Annotated in this window: 15 protein-coding genes; 7 read left to right on the forward strand and 8 right to left on the reverse strand. The window is 71.8% G+C overall.

Annotation, left to right across the window (positions count from 1 at the left end; translation table 11 throughout):
• Positions 1–70: 70 nt before the first annotated feature.
• Positions 71–991, reverse strand: a complete 921-nt coding sequence (locus tag ACWPOB_RS21460; RefSeq protein WP_455402047.1) for a nitroreductase family protein — start codon at positions 989–991, stop codon at positions 71–73.
• A 193-nt stretch (positions 992–1,184) separates the two neighbouring features.
• Between ACWPOB_RS21460 and ACWPOB_RS21465 the strand changes: the two genes are divergently transcribed.
• A complete protein-coding gene (locus tag ACWPOB_RS21465; protein WP_029541947.1) occupies positions 1,185–1,823 on the forward strand; it encodes a response regulator in 639 nt (212 codons plus the stop codon).
• 13 nt (positions 1,824–1,836) lie between these two features.
• Here the strand turns inward: ACWPOB_RS21465 and ACWPOB_RS21470 are convergent, their stop codons facing one another.
• A complete protein-coding gene (locus ACWPOB_RS21470; protein ID WP_455402048.1) occupies positions 1,837–3,483 on the reverse strand; it encodes a sensor histidine kinase in 1,647 nt (548 codons plus the stop codon).
• A 187-nt stretch (positions 3,484–3,670) separates the two neighbouring features.
• Between ACWPOB_RS21470 and ACWPOB_RS21475 the strand changes: the two genes are divergently transcribed.
• Positions 3,671–5,017, forward strand: coding sequence for a nicotinate phosphoribosyltransferase (locus ACWPOB_RS21475; RefSeq protein ID WP_100056455.1), 1,347 nt, complete (start codon positions 3,671–3,673; stop codon positions 5,015–5,017).
• Positions 5,018–5,197: 180 nt separating this feature from the next.
• Positions 5,198–5,944: a 2OG-Fe dioxygenase family protein gene (locus ACWPOB_RS21480; protein WP_455402036.1), complete on the forward strand. Its 747-nt coding sequence runs from the start codon at positions 5,198–5,200 to the stop codon at positions 5,942–5,944.
• Here ACWPOB_RS21480 and ACWPOB_RS21485 read toward each other — a convergent pair.
• The 4 genes from ACWPOB_RS21485 to ACWPOB_RS21500 all read right to left on the reverse strand — a co-directional run bounded on the left by ACWPOB_RS21485 (position 5,925) and on the right by ACWPOB_RS21500 (position 10,349).
• Positions 5,925–7,457 (reverse strand): MFS transporter, encoded by a 1,533-nt coding sequence (locus ACWPOB_RS21485; protein WP_455402037.1) that lies wholly within the window; start codon positions 7,455–7,457, stop codon positions 5,925–5,927. The genes ACWPOB_RS21480 and ACWPOB_RS21485 overlap by 20 nt on opposite strands.
• A gap of 239 nt (positions 7,458–7,696) precedes the next feature.
• Positions 7,697–8,413 carry an alpha/beta hydrolase family protein gene (locus ACWPOB_RS21490; protein ID WP_455402038.1) on the reverse strand — a complete coding sequence of 239 codons (717 nt, stop codon included), beginning with the start codon at positions 8,411–8,413 and terminating at the stop codon, positions 7,697–7,699.
• On the reverse strand, positions 8,368–9,423 hold the full coding sequence (locus ACWPOB_RS21495; protein ID WP_100058660.1) for a tellurite resistance/C4-dicarboxylate transporter family protein: 1,056 nt from the start codon (positions 9,421–9,423) through the stop codon (positions 8,368–8,370). The genes ACWPOB_RS21490 and ACWPOB_RS21495 overlap by 46 nt, the downstream gene beginning before the upstream one ends.
• 59 nt (positions 9,424–9,482) lie before the next feature.
• Positions 9,483–10,349, reverse strand: a complete 867-nt coding sequence (locus tag ACWPOB_RS21500) for an Fpg/Nei family DNA glycosylase (RefSeq protein WP_455402039.1) — start codon at positions 10,347–10,349, stop codon at positions 9,483–9,485.
• An 85-nt stretch (positions 10,350–10,434) separates the two neighbouring features.
• On the opposite strand from ACWPOB_RS21500, the gene ACWPOB_RS21505 reads away from it, so the two are divergent.
• Genes ACWPOB_RS21505 through ACWPOB_RS21515 form a run of 3 tightly spaced genes read left to right on the forward strand, consistent with a single transcriptional unit; the run spans position 10,435 to position 12,109 of the window.
• A complete protein-coding gene (locus ACWPOB_RS21505; protein WP_100058662.1) occupies positions 10,435–11,229 on the forward strand; it encodes a thymidylate synthase in 795 nt (264 codons plus the stop codon).
• Positions 11,226–11,723, forward strand: coding sequence for a dihydrofolate reductase (locus ACWPOB_RS21510; RefSeq protein WP_455402040.1), 498 nt, complete (start codon positions 11,226–11,228; stop codon positions 11,721–11,723). Before ACWPOB_RS21505 ends, ACWPOB_RS21510 begins: the two co-directional genes overlap by 4 nt.
• Before the next feature lie 59 nt (positions 11,724–11,782).
• Positions 11,783–12,109 (forward strand): cupin domain-containing protein, encoded by a 327-nt coding sequence (locus ACWPOB_RS21515; protein ID WP_100058886.1) that lies wholly within the window; start codon positions 11,783–11,785, stop codon positions 12,107–12,109.
• Here ACWPOB_RS21515 and ACWPOB_RS21520 read toward each other — a convergent pair.
• Both ACWPOB_RS21520 and ACWPOB_RS21525 read right to left on the reverse strand, forming a co-directional pair.
• Positions 12,102–13,640 (reverse strand): carboxylesterase/lipase family protein, encoded by a 1,539-nt coding sequence (locus tag ACWPOB_RS21520; protein ID WP_455402041.1) that lies wholly within the window; start codon positions 13,638–13,640, stop codon positions 12,102–12,104. The two genes, ACWPOB_RS21515 and ACWPOB_RS21520, sit on opposite strands and share 8 nt — an antisense overlap.
• A gap of 39 nt (positions 13,641–13,679) precedes the next feature.
• On the reverse strand, positions 13,680–14,921 hold the full coding sequence (locus ACWPOB_RS21525; RefSeq protein ID WP_455402042.1) for a hypothetical protein: 1,242 nt from the start codon (positions 14,919–14,921) through the stop codon (positions 13,680–13,682).
• A 58-nt stretch (positions 14,922–14,979) separates the two neighbouring features.
• Between ACWPOB_RS21525 and ACWPOB_RS21530 the strand changes: the two genes are divergently transcribed.
• Complete coding sequence (locus ACWPOB_RS21530) at positions 14,980–15,585, forward strand: TetR/AcrR family transcriptional regulator (RefSeq protein ID WP_455402043.1); 606 nt, start codon at positions 14,980–14,982, stop codon at positions 15,583–15,585.
• Positions 15,586–15,603: the final 18 nt, after the last annotated feature.

The following is a 15,603-nucleotide window of genomic DNA, read 5'->3' on the forward strand; positions in this document are numbered from 1 at the left end:
AGTGATGTATTCCCTCTCTGGTGGGACCCCGGGTGCCCCCCTGCGGCGCCCGGCGGTCGGTTCGGTCGGGTCAGAACCCGATGCGCATGATCAGTTGCGGCAGGCCGTCGATGTCCATCCGCTCGGCGAGCCGGTCAGCCGAATCCTCTACGCGCAGTGGATAGGTGAGCACGGACGCCGACAACCGGGCGTCGACCGCCGCCAGCCACGCCCGCTCGGATGCGATGCCCACCCGGACCAGGTCGATCGGATTGCCGGAGTGCACCGAGAAGACCAGCACGGTCTCCCGGTCGATGGCCGCCGCGAGTTCGGCGGTGTCCGGCACACCGGTGGTGATCAGCGCGCGCCCGGCGGGTCCGCCGGCGTCGAGATCGGCGCCCCAGTCGGTCACCACCTCGGCGTTGCCCTCCGGGTGCCAGTGCGACGTCCACCGGAACATCTCGCGCTGGTAGTACGGATTGCGGCGCATCGCGTCGGCCGAGTAGGTGAGCATGTCGGCGAGCGCCGGGGCCTCGTCCGACGCCAGCAGGCGAACCTGGACGCCGGGGACGTCGGCGGCGGCCATCACGTCGGCGATGGTGGTCGCCGGCACCGGGATCCGGGCGAACGACTCGCGGTGGCTGCGCCGGTGCGAGATGGCGGCGAAGAACCCCAGGTCGGTGCTCGACGGAGTGGCCGGCGCCGCTGCCTCGATCCGTGCGATCAGCTCGGGCCGCTCCGGCTCGGGCAGCAGCAGGGTCCGGGTGCTCCAGCCGAGCACCCGGATGCCGAGTTCGAGGTTGGCGACGGCGGCTCCGCACGAGATGAGCCGATCCGGGCGCAGGGGGTCCTGGCCGGGGGCGGCGAACTCGACCCGCTCCTCGAGTTCGGCGGTGCGGGCCGGAAGGCGCAGGTTCCACGGCTGGGTGTCGTGGATGGAGGGGGCCTCGATCACGGCACGCGCAATGACCTCGGTGTCGCTCGTGGACCAGGTGTCGGGCACCGTGGACATCGCAGCCTCCTCGTCCTGGTCGGTCACCTCGCACGGCTCATCGGGGATGACTGTCCGAGCATCGCCCGCGGGCTGCACCGGGCGCATGTGCCGAAGGTCCCGAAACTGCCGTCGAACGGCCCGGGGTCGGCGGCGCGCGAGCGAGCTGAGACGATGGTCACCGCAATGCCGGTGTCAGGAAAGGTGAGGGACGATGCCTCGGGTATTTCTCGTCGACGACCATGAGATCGTGCGGCGCGGGTTGGTCGACCTGCTCGACAGCGTGCCCGACTTCACGGTTGTCGGGGAGGCCGCGTCGGTCGGTGAGGCGCTGGCCCGCATCCCGGGCAGCGGAGCCGAAGTCGCGGTGCTCGACGTGCGCCTGCCCGACGGCAACGGCGTCGAACTGTGCCGCGAGCTGCGGGCGCGCATGCCGGAGCTGCGCGCGCTCATGCTCACCTCCTACGCCGACGACGAGGCCCTGTTCGACGCGATCATGGCGGGCGCCTCCGGATTCGTCCTCAAGCAGATCCTCGGCACCGACCTGGTCTCGGCGATCCGGACCGTCGCGGCCGGCGGCTCGTTGCTCGACAGCCGGGCGACGGCCGCGCTCATGGAACGCATCCGCGCGTCCCGCACGGCGGACCCGCTCGCCGAGCTGTCGGAGCAGGAACGGGCCGTGTTCGAGCTGATCGGGGAGGGCCTGACCAACCGCGAGATCGCCGAGCGGCTGTTCCTGGCGGAGAAGACGATCAAGAACTACGTCTCGCGGCTGCTGGCCAAGCTCGGGATGCAGCGCCGCACGCAGGCCGCGGTGCTCGCCACCGAGCTGCGCAAGCAGCGCGAGGTCTGACGGGGACCCCGGGTCACAGGGGGACCTGCCACAGCACGCGCGTTCCGCCCCTCTCGCCGGGGCCGGTGCTGCAGCGGCCGCCGCACTGCTGGGCGCGCCGCTCGAGATTCGCGAGGCCGCTGCGGCGCGGTGTGTCCGGCAGCCCGATGCCGTCGTCGACGATCTCGATCGTGAACTCGTCGCCCGCGGTGACGGATACGGAGATCTTCTCCGATTGCGAGTGGCGCAGCGCGTTGCTCAGTCCCTCCCGCAGCACCGCCTCGGCGTGCGGATGGATGCGTGCGGGTACGAGAGTGTCGATGGCGCCGGCGAATTGGACGTTCGGTGCCACGGGGGACTGGGTGGTCAGGTCGCCGACCACGTCCAGCAGCCGCCGCCGCAGGCTGGTCGACGCCGCGGCGCCGGTGGTGTGCAGATCGAAGATGGTGGTGCGGATCTCGCGGACCGTGCGGTCGAGCTGCTCGACGGCGTGCTGGACGATGTCCGCGACCCGGTCGGGATCGGTGCCGGGCACCAGGGTGCTCTGCAGGCTCATCCCGGTGGCGAAGAGGCGCTGGATCACGTTGTCGTGCAGATCCTGTGCGATCCGGTCCCGGTCGGCGAGGACGTCGAGCAGCCGCTTCTTGCGTTGCTGCGCGGCGAATTCGAGTGCCACCGTGACCAGGTCGGCCATTGACTCGAGTCGCGTCACCTCCGCGTCGTCCCACGCATCGGAACGGGCCGACCGGGTGGCGATCAGTACGCCGGTGACCCCCGACGTGGCGGACAGCGGCAGGATCGCGGCGCGGCCCGCGCCGGCTGCCGGAAGCCCCTCGAGGTTGTCGGTGATCAGTGTGCGCCGGGTCCGGATCGCCTGCAGAACAGGAGAATCGGTGAGATCGAGACGTGAGCCCGTCGCCGGCGGTCCGGGCGCGGCGGCGGCCCGGACGGTCCCCTGGGTGCCGTCGACCAGCAGGACGTAGGTGCCCACGGTGTGGGCGAGGTCCCGGACCCGGTCGACCAGGAGCGCCAGGGTCTCGTCGACGGAACCGCCCACCAGCAACCGTGAGTTGATCGCGGCCACCGCCTCGAGCCAGCGTTCGCGGGTGAGGGACCCCTCGAACAGGCGGGCGTTGTCGATCGCGACGCCCGCGGAGGTGGCGAGGACCTTCAGGATCACCTCGTCCTCTTCGGTGAAGGCGGGACCGTCGATCTTCTCGGTGAGATAGATGCTTCCGAAAACCCTGCCGCGCACCATGATCGGCGTGCCGAGGAAGCTCTTCATCGGGGGATGGCCGGGTGGGAAGCCGATCGAGGCGGGATGCTCCGACAGGTCCGCGATCCGCACCGGCCGCGGGTCGTTGATGAGCAGGCCGAGCAGGCCCCGGCCCTCGGGCAGGTGCCCCATACGGCTGCGCTCGGCCGGGTCGATGCCGACGTACACGAACTCCGACAGCCCGCCGTCGGGCGCCCGCACGCCGAGCGCACCGTAGCGGGCGCCGAGCAGCGCGACGGCCGCGGAGACGATGCGCTGCAGCATGGAGTCGAGTTCGAGGCCCGACCCGACGACGAGCACCGCCTCGAGCAGGCTCTGCATGCTCGCCGGGGTGGTAACGGTGTCGGTGAGCCGTTCGCGGATCTCGGCGAGCAGCGCGTCGATGTCGGCGGTGTCGTCGATCATGCCGTTGTCACCGGGAGCGCTCACACCCGTCAGCATAGGGGCACCCCTCGCGCGGCCCCGAGTGCCGGCCCCGTTCACCGCGGCAAAAGGGGCAACACGGCCGCAGCCCGTCGCCGGCGTGTGAGAATCCGCATATGGAGAACGGGCCCGGACGGGCCGGGTTCGACGGAGACGGGTGACGGCTGCCATGGGAGTTCCGCCGCGCGGTGCCGCGCTGTTCACCGACCTGTACGAGGTCACGATGGCGCAGGCCTATCTGGCCCTGGGAATGTCGGACACGGCCGTGTTCGAGACGTTCTTCCGCAAGCTTCCGCCGGGCCGGTCCTATGTGCTGGCCGCCGGCCTGCCCGACGTGCTCGACTTCCTCGAGGCGTTCCGGTTCGAGGAGGACGACCTGCAGTACCTGCGCGGACTCGGCCTGTTCTCCGACGAGTTCCTCGAGCGGCTCGCCGGGGTGCGTTTCACCGGCGACGTGTGGGCCGTGCCGGAGGGCACCGTCGTCTTTCCGAACGAGCCGATCGTCCAGGTCGTCGCGCCGATCCTGGAGGCGCAGCTCGTCGAGACCTTCGTTCTGAACCGGATCCACCTGCAGTGTGTCCTCGCGAGCAAGGCCGCGCGGGTGGTCGAGGCCGCCCGCGGGCGGCTGGTGGTGGATTTCGGGGCGCGCCGGGCCCACGGCACCGACGCCGCCCTCGAGGTCGCCCGGACCAGCTACCTCGCGGGTGCCGCGGGAACCTCCAACCTGCGCGCGGCCAAGGAATACGGAATCCCCGCGTTCGGCACGATGGCCCACAGCTTCGTCCAGGCGTTCGACGACGAGTTCGACGCCTTCGAGGCGTTCGCGCGGCTCAATCCCGGCACGACGTTGCTCGTCGACACCTACGACACACTGCGCGGCGTCGACCTGGTCGTCGAACTGGCCGAGCGACTGGGCGACCGGTTCGACGTGCGCGCGGTCCGGCTGGATTCCGGGGACCTCGGCGCGCTGTCGAAGGCGACGCGTGCCCGGCTCGACGCGGCGGGTCTGCACGGCGTCCGGATCTTCGCCTCGTCGGGCCTCGACGAGTACAGCGTGGCGGCACTGCTGGACGACGGCTGTCCCATCGACGGCTTCGGGGTGGGCACCCAGCTCTCCGTCGCCCAGGACGCGCCCACGCTCGACATGGCATACAAGCTCGTCGAGTACGCCGGCGTCGGGCGGACGAAGCTGTCGAGCGGCAAGGTCCTCCCTCCCGGGCGCAAGCAGGTGTACCGCCGGGTCGACGACGGCGTCTTCGCAGGTGACATCATCGGCCGGCCCGACGAGAACCTCCCGGGTGAGCCGCTGCTGGTGCCCGTGATGCGTGGCGGCCGGCGGCTGTCGCAGTACGACGCCGGACTCGACGCGGCGCGACGGCGTGCACGGCAGCAGATCGACGCTCTTCCGCCGGCGCTTCGTTCCCTCGACGAGGCGGGGTCGCCGTATCCCGTGGCGGTGAGCGCACGGGTGCAGGACGATCTCGACCGGTTACGCCGGGCGCGGCAGACTCCCTGACCGGGGCCTGCCGCGTCGGGCGGGCGGAGGTCGCTTCGTGGCAACTCGCCGTGCCGACGGTGGCGTTCGCGCTCTTCGACCCAAGGGATTTCGTTCGGCGCCTTTCGGTGGGTAGCTGCGTTCATCCGTCTGCACCGGCGAAGGTTGCGCGTCGGGACCGTCCTTGCTACCTCTGAGTGGATGAGGGAAGAAGTCGCGGGAGGTACGGAGGCCGGCACGGATCCGGTCGAAGCCGCCCGGCGAGCACTCGCCTCCGTGGGCACGTTCTTGATGTCGGCGGCAGGCCTGTGGCGATCCATCGGTGCCGACGCCGATGCGTGGGTTCGGTTCTCCGCGCATTGGGAGGAGCTTGCGCCCGACCCGTACGCGGCAGAACAGGGCGTTCACCGGCTGCGGCGCTACGGCCAGTTCCGGTACCGGGTGGCCGACGGCGCGCTGGCGCCGACGGCGCACCGTGAATTCGTACAGCCTGACGACTCCAACGCCCTCTACCTCGCACGAGACCGCCATTTCGAACCGCTGACAGCCGCGTTCCTCGAAGATCCGCTGTTCGAGCGCACGGTGAAGCTGGTGGGCCGGATCGCGCCGGTCCTCGACGAAGCGCCCGAATGGACGGTCTGGGTGCATCCGTTCCGCGTGGTCGCAACGGCAGATGACGAGGGCCGGCCCACGCCCGAGGGCTTGCACCGCGACGGTGTCACGCTTGTCAGTTCGCTGTTGATCAGCGTCGACAATGCTGTCGGCGGCGAAAGTTCGGTGTTCGGCCCGGAGGGCGATCGACTTCTGACGACGACCCTGCGCGAACCCGGCACCTTCCTCCTGGGCGACGACCGTTGTACCTGGCACGGTGTTTCGCCGATCCGAGCGGTCGACCGCGGCAAGCCGGCACGGAGGGACGTGCTGGTAGTCACCTGCGGACCGTCCTGATCGGCCTCTTGCGGCGGGACATGAGCACAAAGGCCGCCACCGCCACAGCGATCGGCAGGGCGCTGACAGTGAGCATGGTGAGTCGCACCGCGTCGGCCAAGTCCGCTCCGAGATCGAGACCGCCCACCTGCCGAAGCAAGTTCGGGTCGTACCCGGCGCCCCCGGGGCTCTGCGCCACCGCGCTACGCGCGGCATCCACGGCCTGCTCGCCCTGGGTCGCCGTCAGCCCGCGTGCCTCGGTGTCGGCCAGCCATTCTCGCTGGAAGAATACGTTGAGAAGCAGCAGGTACACGGTGGGCCCGAACGCATAGCCGGTCATCCCGAAGGCCAACTGCACGGACGCCACCGTTCCGGACTGCCCGCTCGGCGCCTGGGAGAGCACCGTCTCGGACACCGATGTGGAGGTCACCATCGAGCCCAGGTTGTACAGCCATACGGCCGCCACGAGCAACCACAGCGCCATTGTCGGGTTGACCGTGCCCGCCATCAGCAGTCCGCCGGTTGCCATGAGCAGGAGGCCGACGACCATCACCGGTTTCGGCGAGAACTTCCCCACCAGGCTCCCGGACAAGACCACGAAACCGGCGATCAGCAGTGTGCCGGGGAGGAACAACAGGCCGATGGTCTCCGGTGACAGCGCGAGCACCACACTGCCGAACTGCCCCAGGACGATGCCGAGCCCGGCCATGAGAAAATTCAGCGTGAAGGCCGCCGCCAGAGCCACGCTGAAGGGCCGGCTTCCGAACAGAGCCAGGTCCAGTGCCGGTTCGGGGGTGCGGTGTTCGTGGCGAACGAAAAGCACGGCGGCGACCACGCTGACGGCCAGCGGCAGCCATGTCTCGGGCCGGAAGACGCCGTTCTGCGCGGCTGCCAGTCCGATGACGAGTGCCAGGAGGGCCATACCGACCAGGACGACGCCGGCCACGTCCAGCCGAGCGCGATGCTGAACGGGCGTCTCCGGGACGTACCTCGCCGTCAGCAGAAGCGAGATCATGGCAAGCAGCGGTGCGACCAGGAACACAACTCGCCAGCCGACGGCCGCCACCGCCCAGCCCGTCAACGCCGGGAGTACCCCACAGAGAACCATCTCGATGGCCACGAAAACGCCGATGGCCGTCGGCCGCTGCTTGTCCGTCACGGACGTCTTGAGCAGGGCCAGCGGCACTCCGAGCAGCGCCGTCATTCCCAGTCCGGCCAAGACCCGCATCGCAAGCAGAAAAGCGTAGTTGGGCGAGAGCATGGAGAGCAGATCGGCGACCGTGACGACGACCAGCCCCGACCTCAGCAAGCGTCGAAGCCCGAACGCGTCGCCAAGGTTGCCCGCGGCGAGGACGGCGGCGGCCATCACCAGCGTCGCCATACCGCCCAGCAATCCGACGACCTGCGGTGGCACGTCGAGGGCCCGGCTCACCTGCGGCAGATTCAGGCTCAGCACCAGCGGGTCGACGACCGTGATCGTGAAGGCGAGGGACAGGGCCAAGATGATCGGCAGGGTCCTCGCGTTGGTCCGCAACCGAGACGTAGGCACCGCCCACCTCCCCTGCTCCCACGTCCGACTTGATCGACTCTAGCCCCGGCTTCCGCGTCCCGTCGGAGGTTGGAGGGCCGAACCGACTGCCTGACACCGGCGGTTCGGCTCGTGGAGGATGCGACAGACCGCCCCGGCCGCCGTCGTCGAGGATCTACACGAGACCAGGCCCGGCTGGAGGCCAGCGGTCGCCGCCCTCCGGCCGGGCCCACGCCACCGACGCGTTACGCGCGCGGCCGTGGGTGCCACGGCCGGGACGCCGTGTCCGAGAGCAGTCCGGACACGGCGTGCACGATCGGCGGTGCCGGATCGGTCTTCGCCTTGCCGAGGTCGTGGGCCGCGCCGGTCACCGGGACCAGCACGGTGGGCGCCGGGATCGAGGTCAGCGCGGTGCGCAGTTCGTCCAGGGTGCCGAACGGATCCCGGTCGCCGTGCGCGAAGACCGTCGGCACCGTCAGGGACGGCAGGTGCTCGGTGCGCGCCTTCTCGGGCTTGCCCGGCGGATGCAGCGGATACGACAGCAGCACCAGCGCGTCCGCGACGTCGGGCTGCTCGGCGGCAAGTATCGACGTCTGCCGGCCGCCGTACGAGACGCCGCCGAGCACGAGTGGGCCGACTGTGCGGACCCGCATCGCCTCGGCCGCCGCCGCGATCCCGGCCCGGTCCTCCGCCGCCCGCGACGGCTGCGGCGGCCCCTTCGGCCGTCGGCGCCGGAACGGCAGGTCGAACCGCAACGCGAGGAACCCCGCGTCGGCGAACGCGCTGCACACCTGCCGCAGGATCGCCGCGTCGCAGTTGCCGCCGGCCCCGTGGGTCAGCGCCACCGCGCCGCGCGGGACGCCGGCCGGGTGGTGCAGCACACCGTGCACGGAATCGTCGTCGAGGTCCTCGGTCGTCACCGGCCCACGGTAGCCGGACGCGGACGCAGCACCGTGCGCCACAGGTGGACGAGCATCGCCGCGAACACCGCCGCCCACACCGTCACGGCCGCCCACAGTTCCGTCCTGCCGACCACCCCGACCCACGGCAACTCGTCGGCCTCGGCGAGGTAGACCCCGGCGACGCCGTACATCCCGAGCGGGAAGACCACCGACCACAGGCCCGGCTCGTAGCGCAGCCGGATGCGGTGGGTGCGGTGCCGCCACCACCCGGCGGCGACGAGGGCGGGCAGCAGCCACGTCGCGAACGCCCAGAACACCACCACCAGCCCGGCGACGAGTCCGCGGGTGGCGTCGACCATCGGGGCCGACTCCATCGCCACGATGCGTGAGCCGGCCACCACGGTGATCGCCGCGGCGCCCATCGACACCCAGTACGACGGCGTGAGGTCCACCGGCCGGAGCGGATACTGCATCATCCGGGCCGCGACGAACACGCCCGCCGCGGCGTAGAGGAACAGGCCGACCGACCACGCGAACACGGCCACCAGCGACAGCGGACGCCGCAGGTCGTCGTAGATCGGCTCGAGGGTGGCTGCGGCGAGCGCGACCGACTGGGCCGCGACCACCCACACGAACCAGCTGCCGTTGGCCTTGGCGATCACCGGGCGTCTGCGGGTGCCGAGCACCGCCGTCCAGGGAATCACGTAGCCGAGCACGAGCCACGTCGCGGCCGCGCCGACGAGCAGGACCGCCGCCGTCGAGTGCCACCCGTCCATGGTCAGTCGGATCCCCAGCACGTTGCTGCCCGCGACGAACGTGAAGAACCCGAACGCGCGGCTCGCGTCGGTGAGGTCGGCGCGGACCTCGTCGCGGAACCGCACGAGCCGCCACCCGGTCAGCACCAGCAGGACGGCGTAGGCGACGACGGACACCAGCAGTAACGCGGCCGACACCGTCACCAGACCCTGCAGGTGCATGCCGATCGACACGATGCCGGTCGCCATCACGAGCGCGAAGTAGCCGGGGTCGAGCGTGCGGGCACCTCCGCGGAGACCGTCGAGAACCGTCACAGCCGCACGCTACCGCCGTGGTGTCCTTCCGGATCTGCGCGGGTCCCGAACGACACCACTCACTTGACCAGCCGCGACAGCCGCCGGTCCGCGAGGATCTTCCCGCCGGTCTGGCACGTCGGGCAGTACTGGAAGGAACGCTCGGCGTAGGCGACCTCGCGGACGGTGTCGCCGCACTCCGGGCACGGCAGGCCCGTGCGGGCGTGTACCCGCATCCCCGACCGCTTCTCACCCTTGAGCCGCGCGGCATCCTGGCCCACGGAACGGCTCACGGCGTCGAGGAGCACCGTGCGCAGCGCGTCGTACAGCGCCTGCCGTTGCTCGTCGGTGAGCCGGCCCGCCGGCGCGAACGGCGACAACCGGGCGACGTGCAGGATCTCGTCGGAGTAGGCGTTGCCGATCCCGGCGAGCACCTGCTGGTCGGTGAGGGCGGTCTTCAGGCGTGCGGTGCTGCCCACCAGCCGCGCGGCCAGCTCGTCGGCGGTGACGGCCAGGGCGTCGGGACCGAGCCGGGCGATGCCGGGCACCTGCTGCGGACGGTCGGCGATCCACACGGCGAGGCGCTTGCGGGTGCCGGCCTCGGTGAGGTCGAAGGCGGGGGTGGCGGCGTCGGGGGTGAACAGGTGTACTCGCAGCGCGAGCGGACCCCGGCCCAGCTTCGGCGGTGCCGGCGACGGGTTGTCCTGCCAGCGCAGCCACCCCGCCCGCGACAGGTGCGTGACGAGCCACAGACCGGCGCAGTCGACGGCCAGGAACTTCCCGAAGCGGGACACGCCGGTGACGTCGCGGCCCTGCAGCACGGTGATCGGCGGGTCGGCGGTCTGCAGGACGCTGAGCGCCGCCACGTCGATCCGGCCGACGACGGCACCGACGGCGTGCTCGCGCAGGAACACCGCCAGGGCTTCCACCTCGGGCAGCTCGGGCATGGAGTCAGGCTATCGCCCGTGCGTGCTTCGGGCTGCCCCAACGACCACAACCACGCACGGGCGATAGCCTGTCGTGGTGACTGCCGTGCCGACCCCGTACGAAGACCTCCTCCGCCTGGTGCTCGAGACCGGCACGCCGAAGGCGGACCGCACGGGCACCGGGACGCGCAGCCTGTTCGGGCACCAGATGCGCTTCGACCTGTCGCAGGGCTTTCCGCTGATCACCACGAAGAAGGTGCACCTGAAGTCCATCGTGTACGAGCTGCTGTGGTTCCTGCGCGGCGACTCGAACGTCAAGTGGCTGCAGGAGCACGGCGTCACGATCTGGGACGAGTGGGCCGACGCCGACGGCGAGCTCGGTCCCGTCTACGGGGTGCAGTGGCGCTCCTGGCCGGCCCCCGACGGCGGGCACATCGATCAGATCACCAAGGCGATCGACACGATCCGCACCGACCCCGACTCGCGGCGCATCGTGGTCTCCGCGTGGAACGTCGGCGAGATCGACCGGATGGCGCTCGCGCCGTGCCACGCGTTCTTCCAGTTCCACGTCGCCGACGGCAAGCTCAGCTGCCAGCTGTACCAGCGCAGCGCCGACCTGTTCCTCGGCGTGCCGTTCAACATCGCCAGCTATGCGCTGCTGACCCACATGGTGGCCCAGCAGACCGACCTCGAGCCGGGCGAGTTCGTGTGGACGGGCGGGGACTGCCACATCTACGACAACCACGTCGAGCAGGTCACCGAGCAGCTCACCCGCGCGCCCTACCCGTACCCCACCCTGGAGCTGAACCGGCGCGGGTCGATCTTCGACTACGAGTACGAGGACGTGCAGATCACCGGGTACCGGCACCACCCGCCGATCAAGGCACCGGTCGCGGTATGACGGAGACGGGCGACATCGTCCTGATCTGGGCGCAGGACCGCGACGGCGGCATCGGCCGTGACGGCGCGATCCCGTGGCGCATCCCCGAGGACATGGCGCACTTCCGGGCCGCGACGACGGGTAGGCCGGTGATCATGGGCCGGCTGACGTGGGAGTCGCTTCCCCCGCGGTTCCGCCCGCTGCCCGGCCGGCGCAACATCGTCGTCACCCGCGACCCGGCCTGGTCGGACGCGGGCGCCGAGGTGGCCCACGGCGTGCCGGAGGCCCTGGCGCTCGCCGGCGGCGGTGACGTCTGCGTCATCGGCGGCGGCCAGATCTACGCGCAGGCCATGCCGCACGCGACGCGGCTGCTCGTCACGGAGGTGGACCTCGAGGTCGGCGCGGACGCCTTCGCCCCGCGGATCGGTCCCGGGTGGACGGCCGTGGACGTCGGCGCGCGGCAGGAATCCGGCGACGGAATCGGGTTCCGCTTCGTCCGGTACGCGCGAACCTGACCGGTGGCGCGCCCGGTGGGCCATACTGCGAGGGCGTACCCCGACCAGGAAGGGCTGCCATGGACAAGCTTTCCCTCACGGCTCTGGCGCGACAGCAACTGAAGCTGGCGGCGGCATCGAGCAGCGGCCGCAGCTCGCAGACGATCTTGGGCGGGCACGCCAAGCATCTGCGGCAGACGATGGTGGCACTGCTGGCCGGGCACGAGCTCGCCGAGCACGACGGCCCCGGCGAGGGGTCGCTGCAGGTGCTCGGCGGGCGGCTGTCCCTGATCGCCGGCGACGACTCCTGGAAGGGCTCGGCCGGCGACTACCTGGTGCTGCCCACCGTCCGGCACAGCGTCACCGCGCTCGAGGACGTCGTGTTCCTGCTGACCGTGGTCAAGTGACCGCTCCCGCCTGCGGCAGCGCGAGACCGCGGTAGCCGCGGTACCCGGCCCAGGCCAGCCGCCGCTCCCGCCACGGGTCGTACTCCACGCGCGTCGGGTCGTCGAAGATGACGGTGGCGCGGTCGCGCTCGTCGTAGCGCGGCCACGACGGCAGCGGCTCACCCTCCTGCGCGAAGTGCAGCCACTGACGCTGCACCGCGTCGCTCACCGTGCGCAGCGCGCGCCGGCCACCGGCGACCGTGACCACCCGGCCGAGCGCGGTGTCGGCCTGGCCGAACACGGCGAGCAGCTCGAACGCGTGGGTGGCGTGGAAGCCGGTCCAGCGCAGCAGCGGCGGCGCGTAGTCGAACCGATAGCTGTAGGTGGGGGCGTGGCGGGCGTGGGCCTGGGCGATCTCGATCGAGGGATGCCAGAACGTGAGGTCGCCGCCGAGATCGACGGCCGCGCGGGCCTCCGGGTAGCCGGGATAGGCCGCGACGACGCGTTTCTGGGCCGTGGGATCGGTGAGCCCGAACATCTGCTCGATGCGGAGCTGATTGGTGGGCAGCGCGTCGAGGACCCGCGGGAACAGCGTGCCCTCCCGGGCGTTGGTGCCGATGATCAGCGGAACCCGATGTGCGGCACCGGTTTCGTAGGCTTCGATCGGGGTGGTGGGAAGATAGTCGCCGTCGATGACGGGACCGAACGCGTGCAGGCCGGGAGTCTCGTGCAGGATGCGCCCGCTGAGCCGCTGGGCGGCGCGGCCGAGCTCCGCCGGGGTGGCGGACTCGAGCGCCCCGACCGCGGAATCCCGTTCTGCGCCGAGCAGTTCGACGAAACGTCGCGCCCACTCGGCCGCGTGGTCGGCGTCGACGACGAGGTTCGGTGCCGAGCTCTGGGCGACGGCGCGGGCGAACAGTCCCGCGGCGGCGGGTGTGGCGAGCAGGGTGGTGACGGCGTTGCCGCCGGCGGATTCGCCGAAGATCGTGATGTTGTCGGGGTCGCCGCCGAAGGCGGCGATGTTGCGGCGCACCCACGCCAGCGCGGCGACCTGGTCGCGCAGCCCGAGGTTCGAGTCGAAAGGCCTTTCCGCCGTGGAGAACTGGGTGAAGTCGAGATAGCCGAGGCTGCCGAGCCGGTAGTTGATCGACACGTAGAGCACGTCACCGCGGCGCACCAGCGATTCCCCGCCGTAGAGCGGCATCGCCGTGGTGCCCAGCGTGTAGGCGCCGCCGTGGATGAACACCAGCACCGGCCGCGGCGTCGCGGCGGGCGCCGCGGGCGCCAGCACGTTGAGCGTCAGGCAGTCCTCGCTCGCGGGCTGCTGCTTCCGGAAACCGATCGTCAGGCCGCGCGGGTGCTGGCTCGCCGCGGCGCCGAAACGGGTGGCATCGCGTTCGCCGGTCCACGGTTGCACCGGCTGCGGGGCGCGCAGCCGCAGCGGCCCCACCGGGGGTGCCGCGTAGGGGACGCCGCGCCAGGCGAGGAGGTCGCCGATGCGGGTGCCGCGCAGGGCGCCGTCGGGAACAGTGACAAGGGTCTCAGCCGCCATGCTCGAACTGTACGTGACGCCGAGTCATAGGTGCCGCGGTTACCAGTGCCGGCCGAGCAGCCCGTGGGCGGCGAGCTCGGCGTCGGTGTCCGCGCGCAGGGCGGCCCGGGTGGGGAAGTGCTCGTCGTCGAGCGCGACGAGGGCGAGGGTGTAGCGGTCGCCCTGCCGGCACAGGTACGCGGCGAGCCGGGTGGGCGTCGAGGCCCGGGCGGTCGCGAGGCCCGGATGGACGGCGCGGGTGGCGACGCCGGTGGTGCGGTGCGGGCCGAATCCGTCCAGCACCGGGGGCAGCGGCCCGATGTTGGAGCACAGCAGGTCCCGCTCGCCGGCGCCGGCGGCGAGGCGCGCGGCGAGCCGGTCGGGCAGCAGTTGCAGCACCTCGTCCGGCAGGCCGTGCGGCGCCCCCTCCCGGCGGCGGGTGTACGCCTCACGGGCGCGGTGGCGGATCGAGGCCGGGGTGTCGGACGCGTCGACCGCCACCTCGGTCATCGTCACTCCGTTGCCGGCGCCGTCGTCGGGGAGGCCGGGGGCGGCGGTGCGGCCGTCGACGGGTACCGCGATCCGCAGCGGCCAGTCGAGCCCGGCGCGGTGGGCGATGCCCGCGGCGAGCGCGAGGAAGAGGGAATTGGGGGTGCCGCCGGCCGCGTCCGCCGCGGTGTCCCACGCGGTCGCGTCGACGTCGAGCAGTGCCGTGCGCGCCGGGGAGCGGATCGGGCGGGGACGCGGGGGCTTCTCGGTGGCGGGGGACCAGCGGGCCCGGCGCATGCCCCGGGCGACGCGCCGGACCAGGCGCGCGGCGTCGCGCACGTCGGAGACGCGCGCGGGGTCGGACGGGCGGATCCGCTCGGCCAGCGCGTCGGCGACGGCGTCGATCAGGCCGCGCGCGTCGGCGAGCACGTGCGAGCACACCAGCGAGACGACGGTCCCGCCGCCCTCGACACGGGTGGCGGTCAGCGCCCATCCCGGTCCGAGTTCGGGGTTGACGTCCACCTCCGCCTGCTGGTCCGCCCAGGCGAGGACGTCGGCGGCGGGGATCGGCTCGGGCGGGTAGCGCAGCGGGTAGCTGTGGTGACCCGGTTCGAGCCGGGGGCGCGCGCCGGGGACGTGCGGGCGCACGACGCGCCGGCCGAGGGGGCTGCGGCCGAGCGCGTCGTGCAGCGAGATCAGCAGGGGGGCGCCGACGGTGTCGCCGGTGCGCCACAGTCCCTGCAGTGCGACGGGCATGCCGAGGCCACGGTGTCTGTGCAGGAAGATCTCGTCCACCACGCTGAGCCGGTTCACCTTCCCGACGGTAGCCGCCATCCTTGACCCAAGCTATGAATCGAGGTTCAATCCTTTCGTGGCCTACCGCCGGACCCCCGCCGTGCAGCAACGACTCGACGCTCAACGCGACGCGATCGCCGACGCCGCGGTGAGCCTGCTGTCCGAACGGGGCTACCAGGGCCTGTCCATCGCGGCCGTCGCCGAGCGGGCCGGCGTCGCCACCGGCAGCGTCTACCGGCACTACGTCGACAAGTCCGAACTGATGGTGCGCATCTTCCGCAGCCTGTGCGGGCGGGAGGTCGACGCCGTGGTCGCCGCCGCCGAGACGGCACGGCCGGACGGCGCCGCCGCGCAGGTCGCCGCCGTCGTCGAGACCTTCGCCCGTCGCGCCATGCGCAACCCCACCCTGGCCTACGCCCTGCTCGCCGAACCCGTCGACGCGGCCGTCGACGCCGAGCGCCTGGTGCTGCGCCGCGCCTTCGCGGCCGCGTTCGAAGGGGCCGTGCGCCGGGGCATCGACTCGGGCGATCTCGCCCCTCGGAACGCGGCCCTCGCCGCCGCCGCCCTCGTCGGCGCCGTCGGCGAGGTCCTCACCGGTCCGCTGCAGTCCGGTGTGGCCGCCGCCGACACCGTCCCCGAACTCGTCGCATTCGCCCTACGCGCAATAGGAGCCCGACAGTGAATTCGCCCGCCCCCCACC

The organism is Rhodococcus sp. 2H158, assembly GCF_053764755.1.

Coding starts and splice junctions, on each gene's coding strand:
- ACWPOB_RS21460 (WP_455402047.1), bottom strand. CDS start 991: ATGTCCACGGTGCCCGACACCTGGTCCACGAGCGACACCGAGGTCATT.
- ACWPOB_RS21465 (WP_029541947.1), top strand. CDS start 1,185: ATGCCTCGGGTATTTCTCGTCGACGACCATGAGATCGTGCGGCGCGGG.
- ACWPOB_RS21470 (WP_455402048.1), bottom strand. CDS start 3,483: ATGATCGACGACACCGCCGACATCGACGCGCTGCTCGCCGAGATCCGC.
- ACWPOB_RS21475 (WP_100056455.1), top strand. CDS start 3,671: ATGGGAGTTCCGCCGCGCGGTGCCGCGCTGTTCACCGACCTGTACGAG.
- ACWPOB_RS21480 (WP_455402036.1), top strand. CDS start 5,198: ATGAGGGAAGAAGTCGCGGGAGGTACGGAGGCCGGCACGGATCCGGTC.
- ACWPOB_RS21500 (WP_455402039.1), bottom strand. CDS start 10,349: ATGCCCGAGCTGCCCGAGGTGGAAGCCCTGGCGGTGTTCCTGCGCGAG.
- ACWPOB_RS21510 (WP_455402040.1), top strand. CDS start 11,226: ATGACGGAGACGGGCGACATCGTCCTGATCTGGGCGCAGGACCGCGAC.
- ACWPOB_RS21515 (WP_100058886.1), top strand. CDS start 11,783: ATGGACAAGCTTTCCCTCACGGCTCTGGCGCGACAGCAACTGAAGCTG.
- ACWPOB_RS21520 (WP_455402041.1), bottom strand. CDS start 13,640: ATGGCGGCTGAGACCCTTGTCACTGTTCCCGACGGCGCCCTGCGCGGC.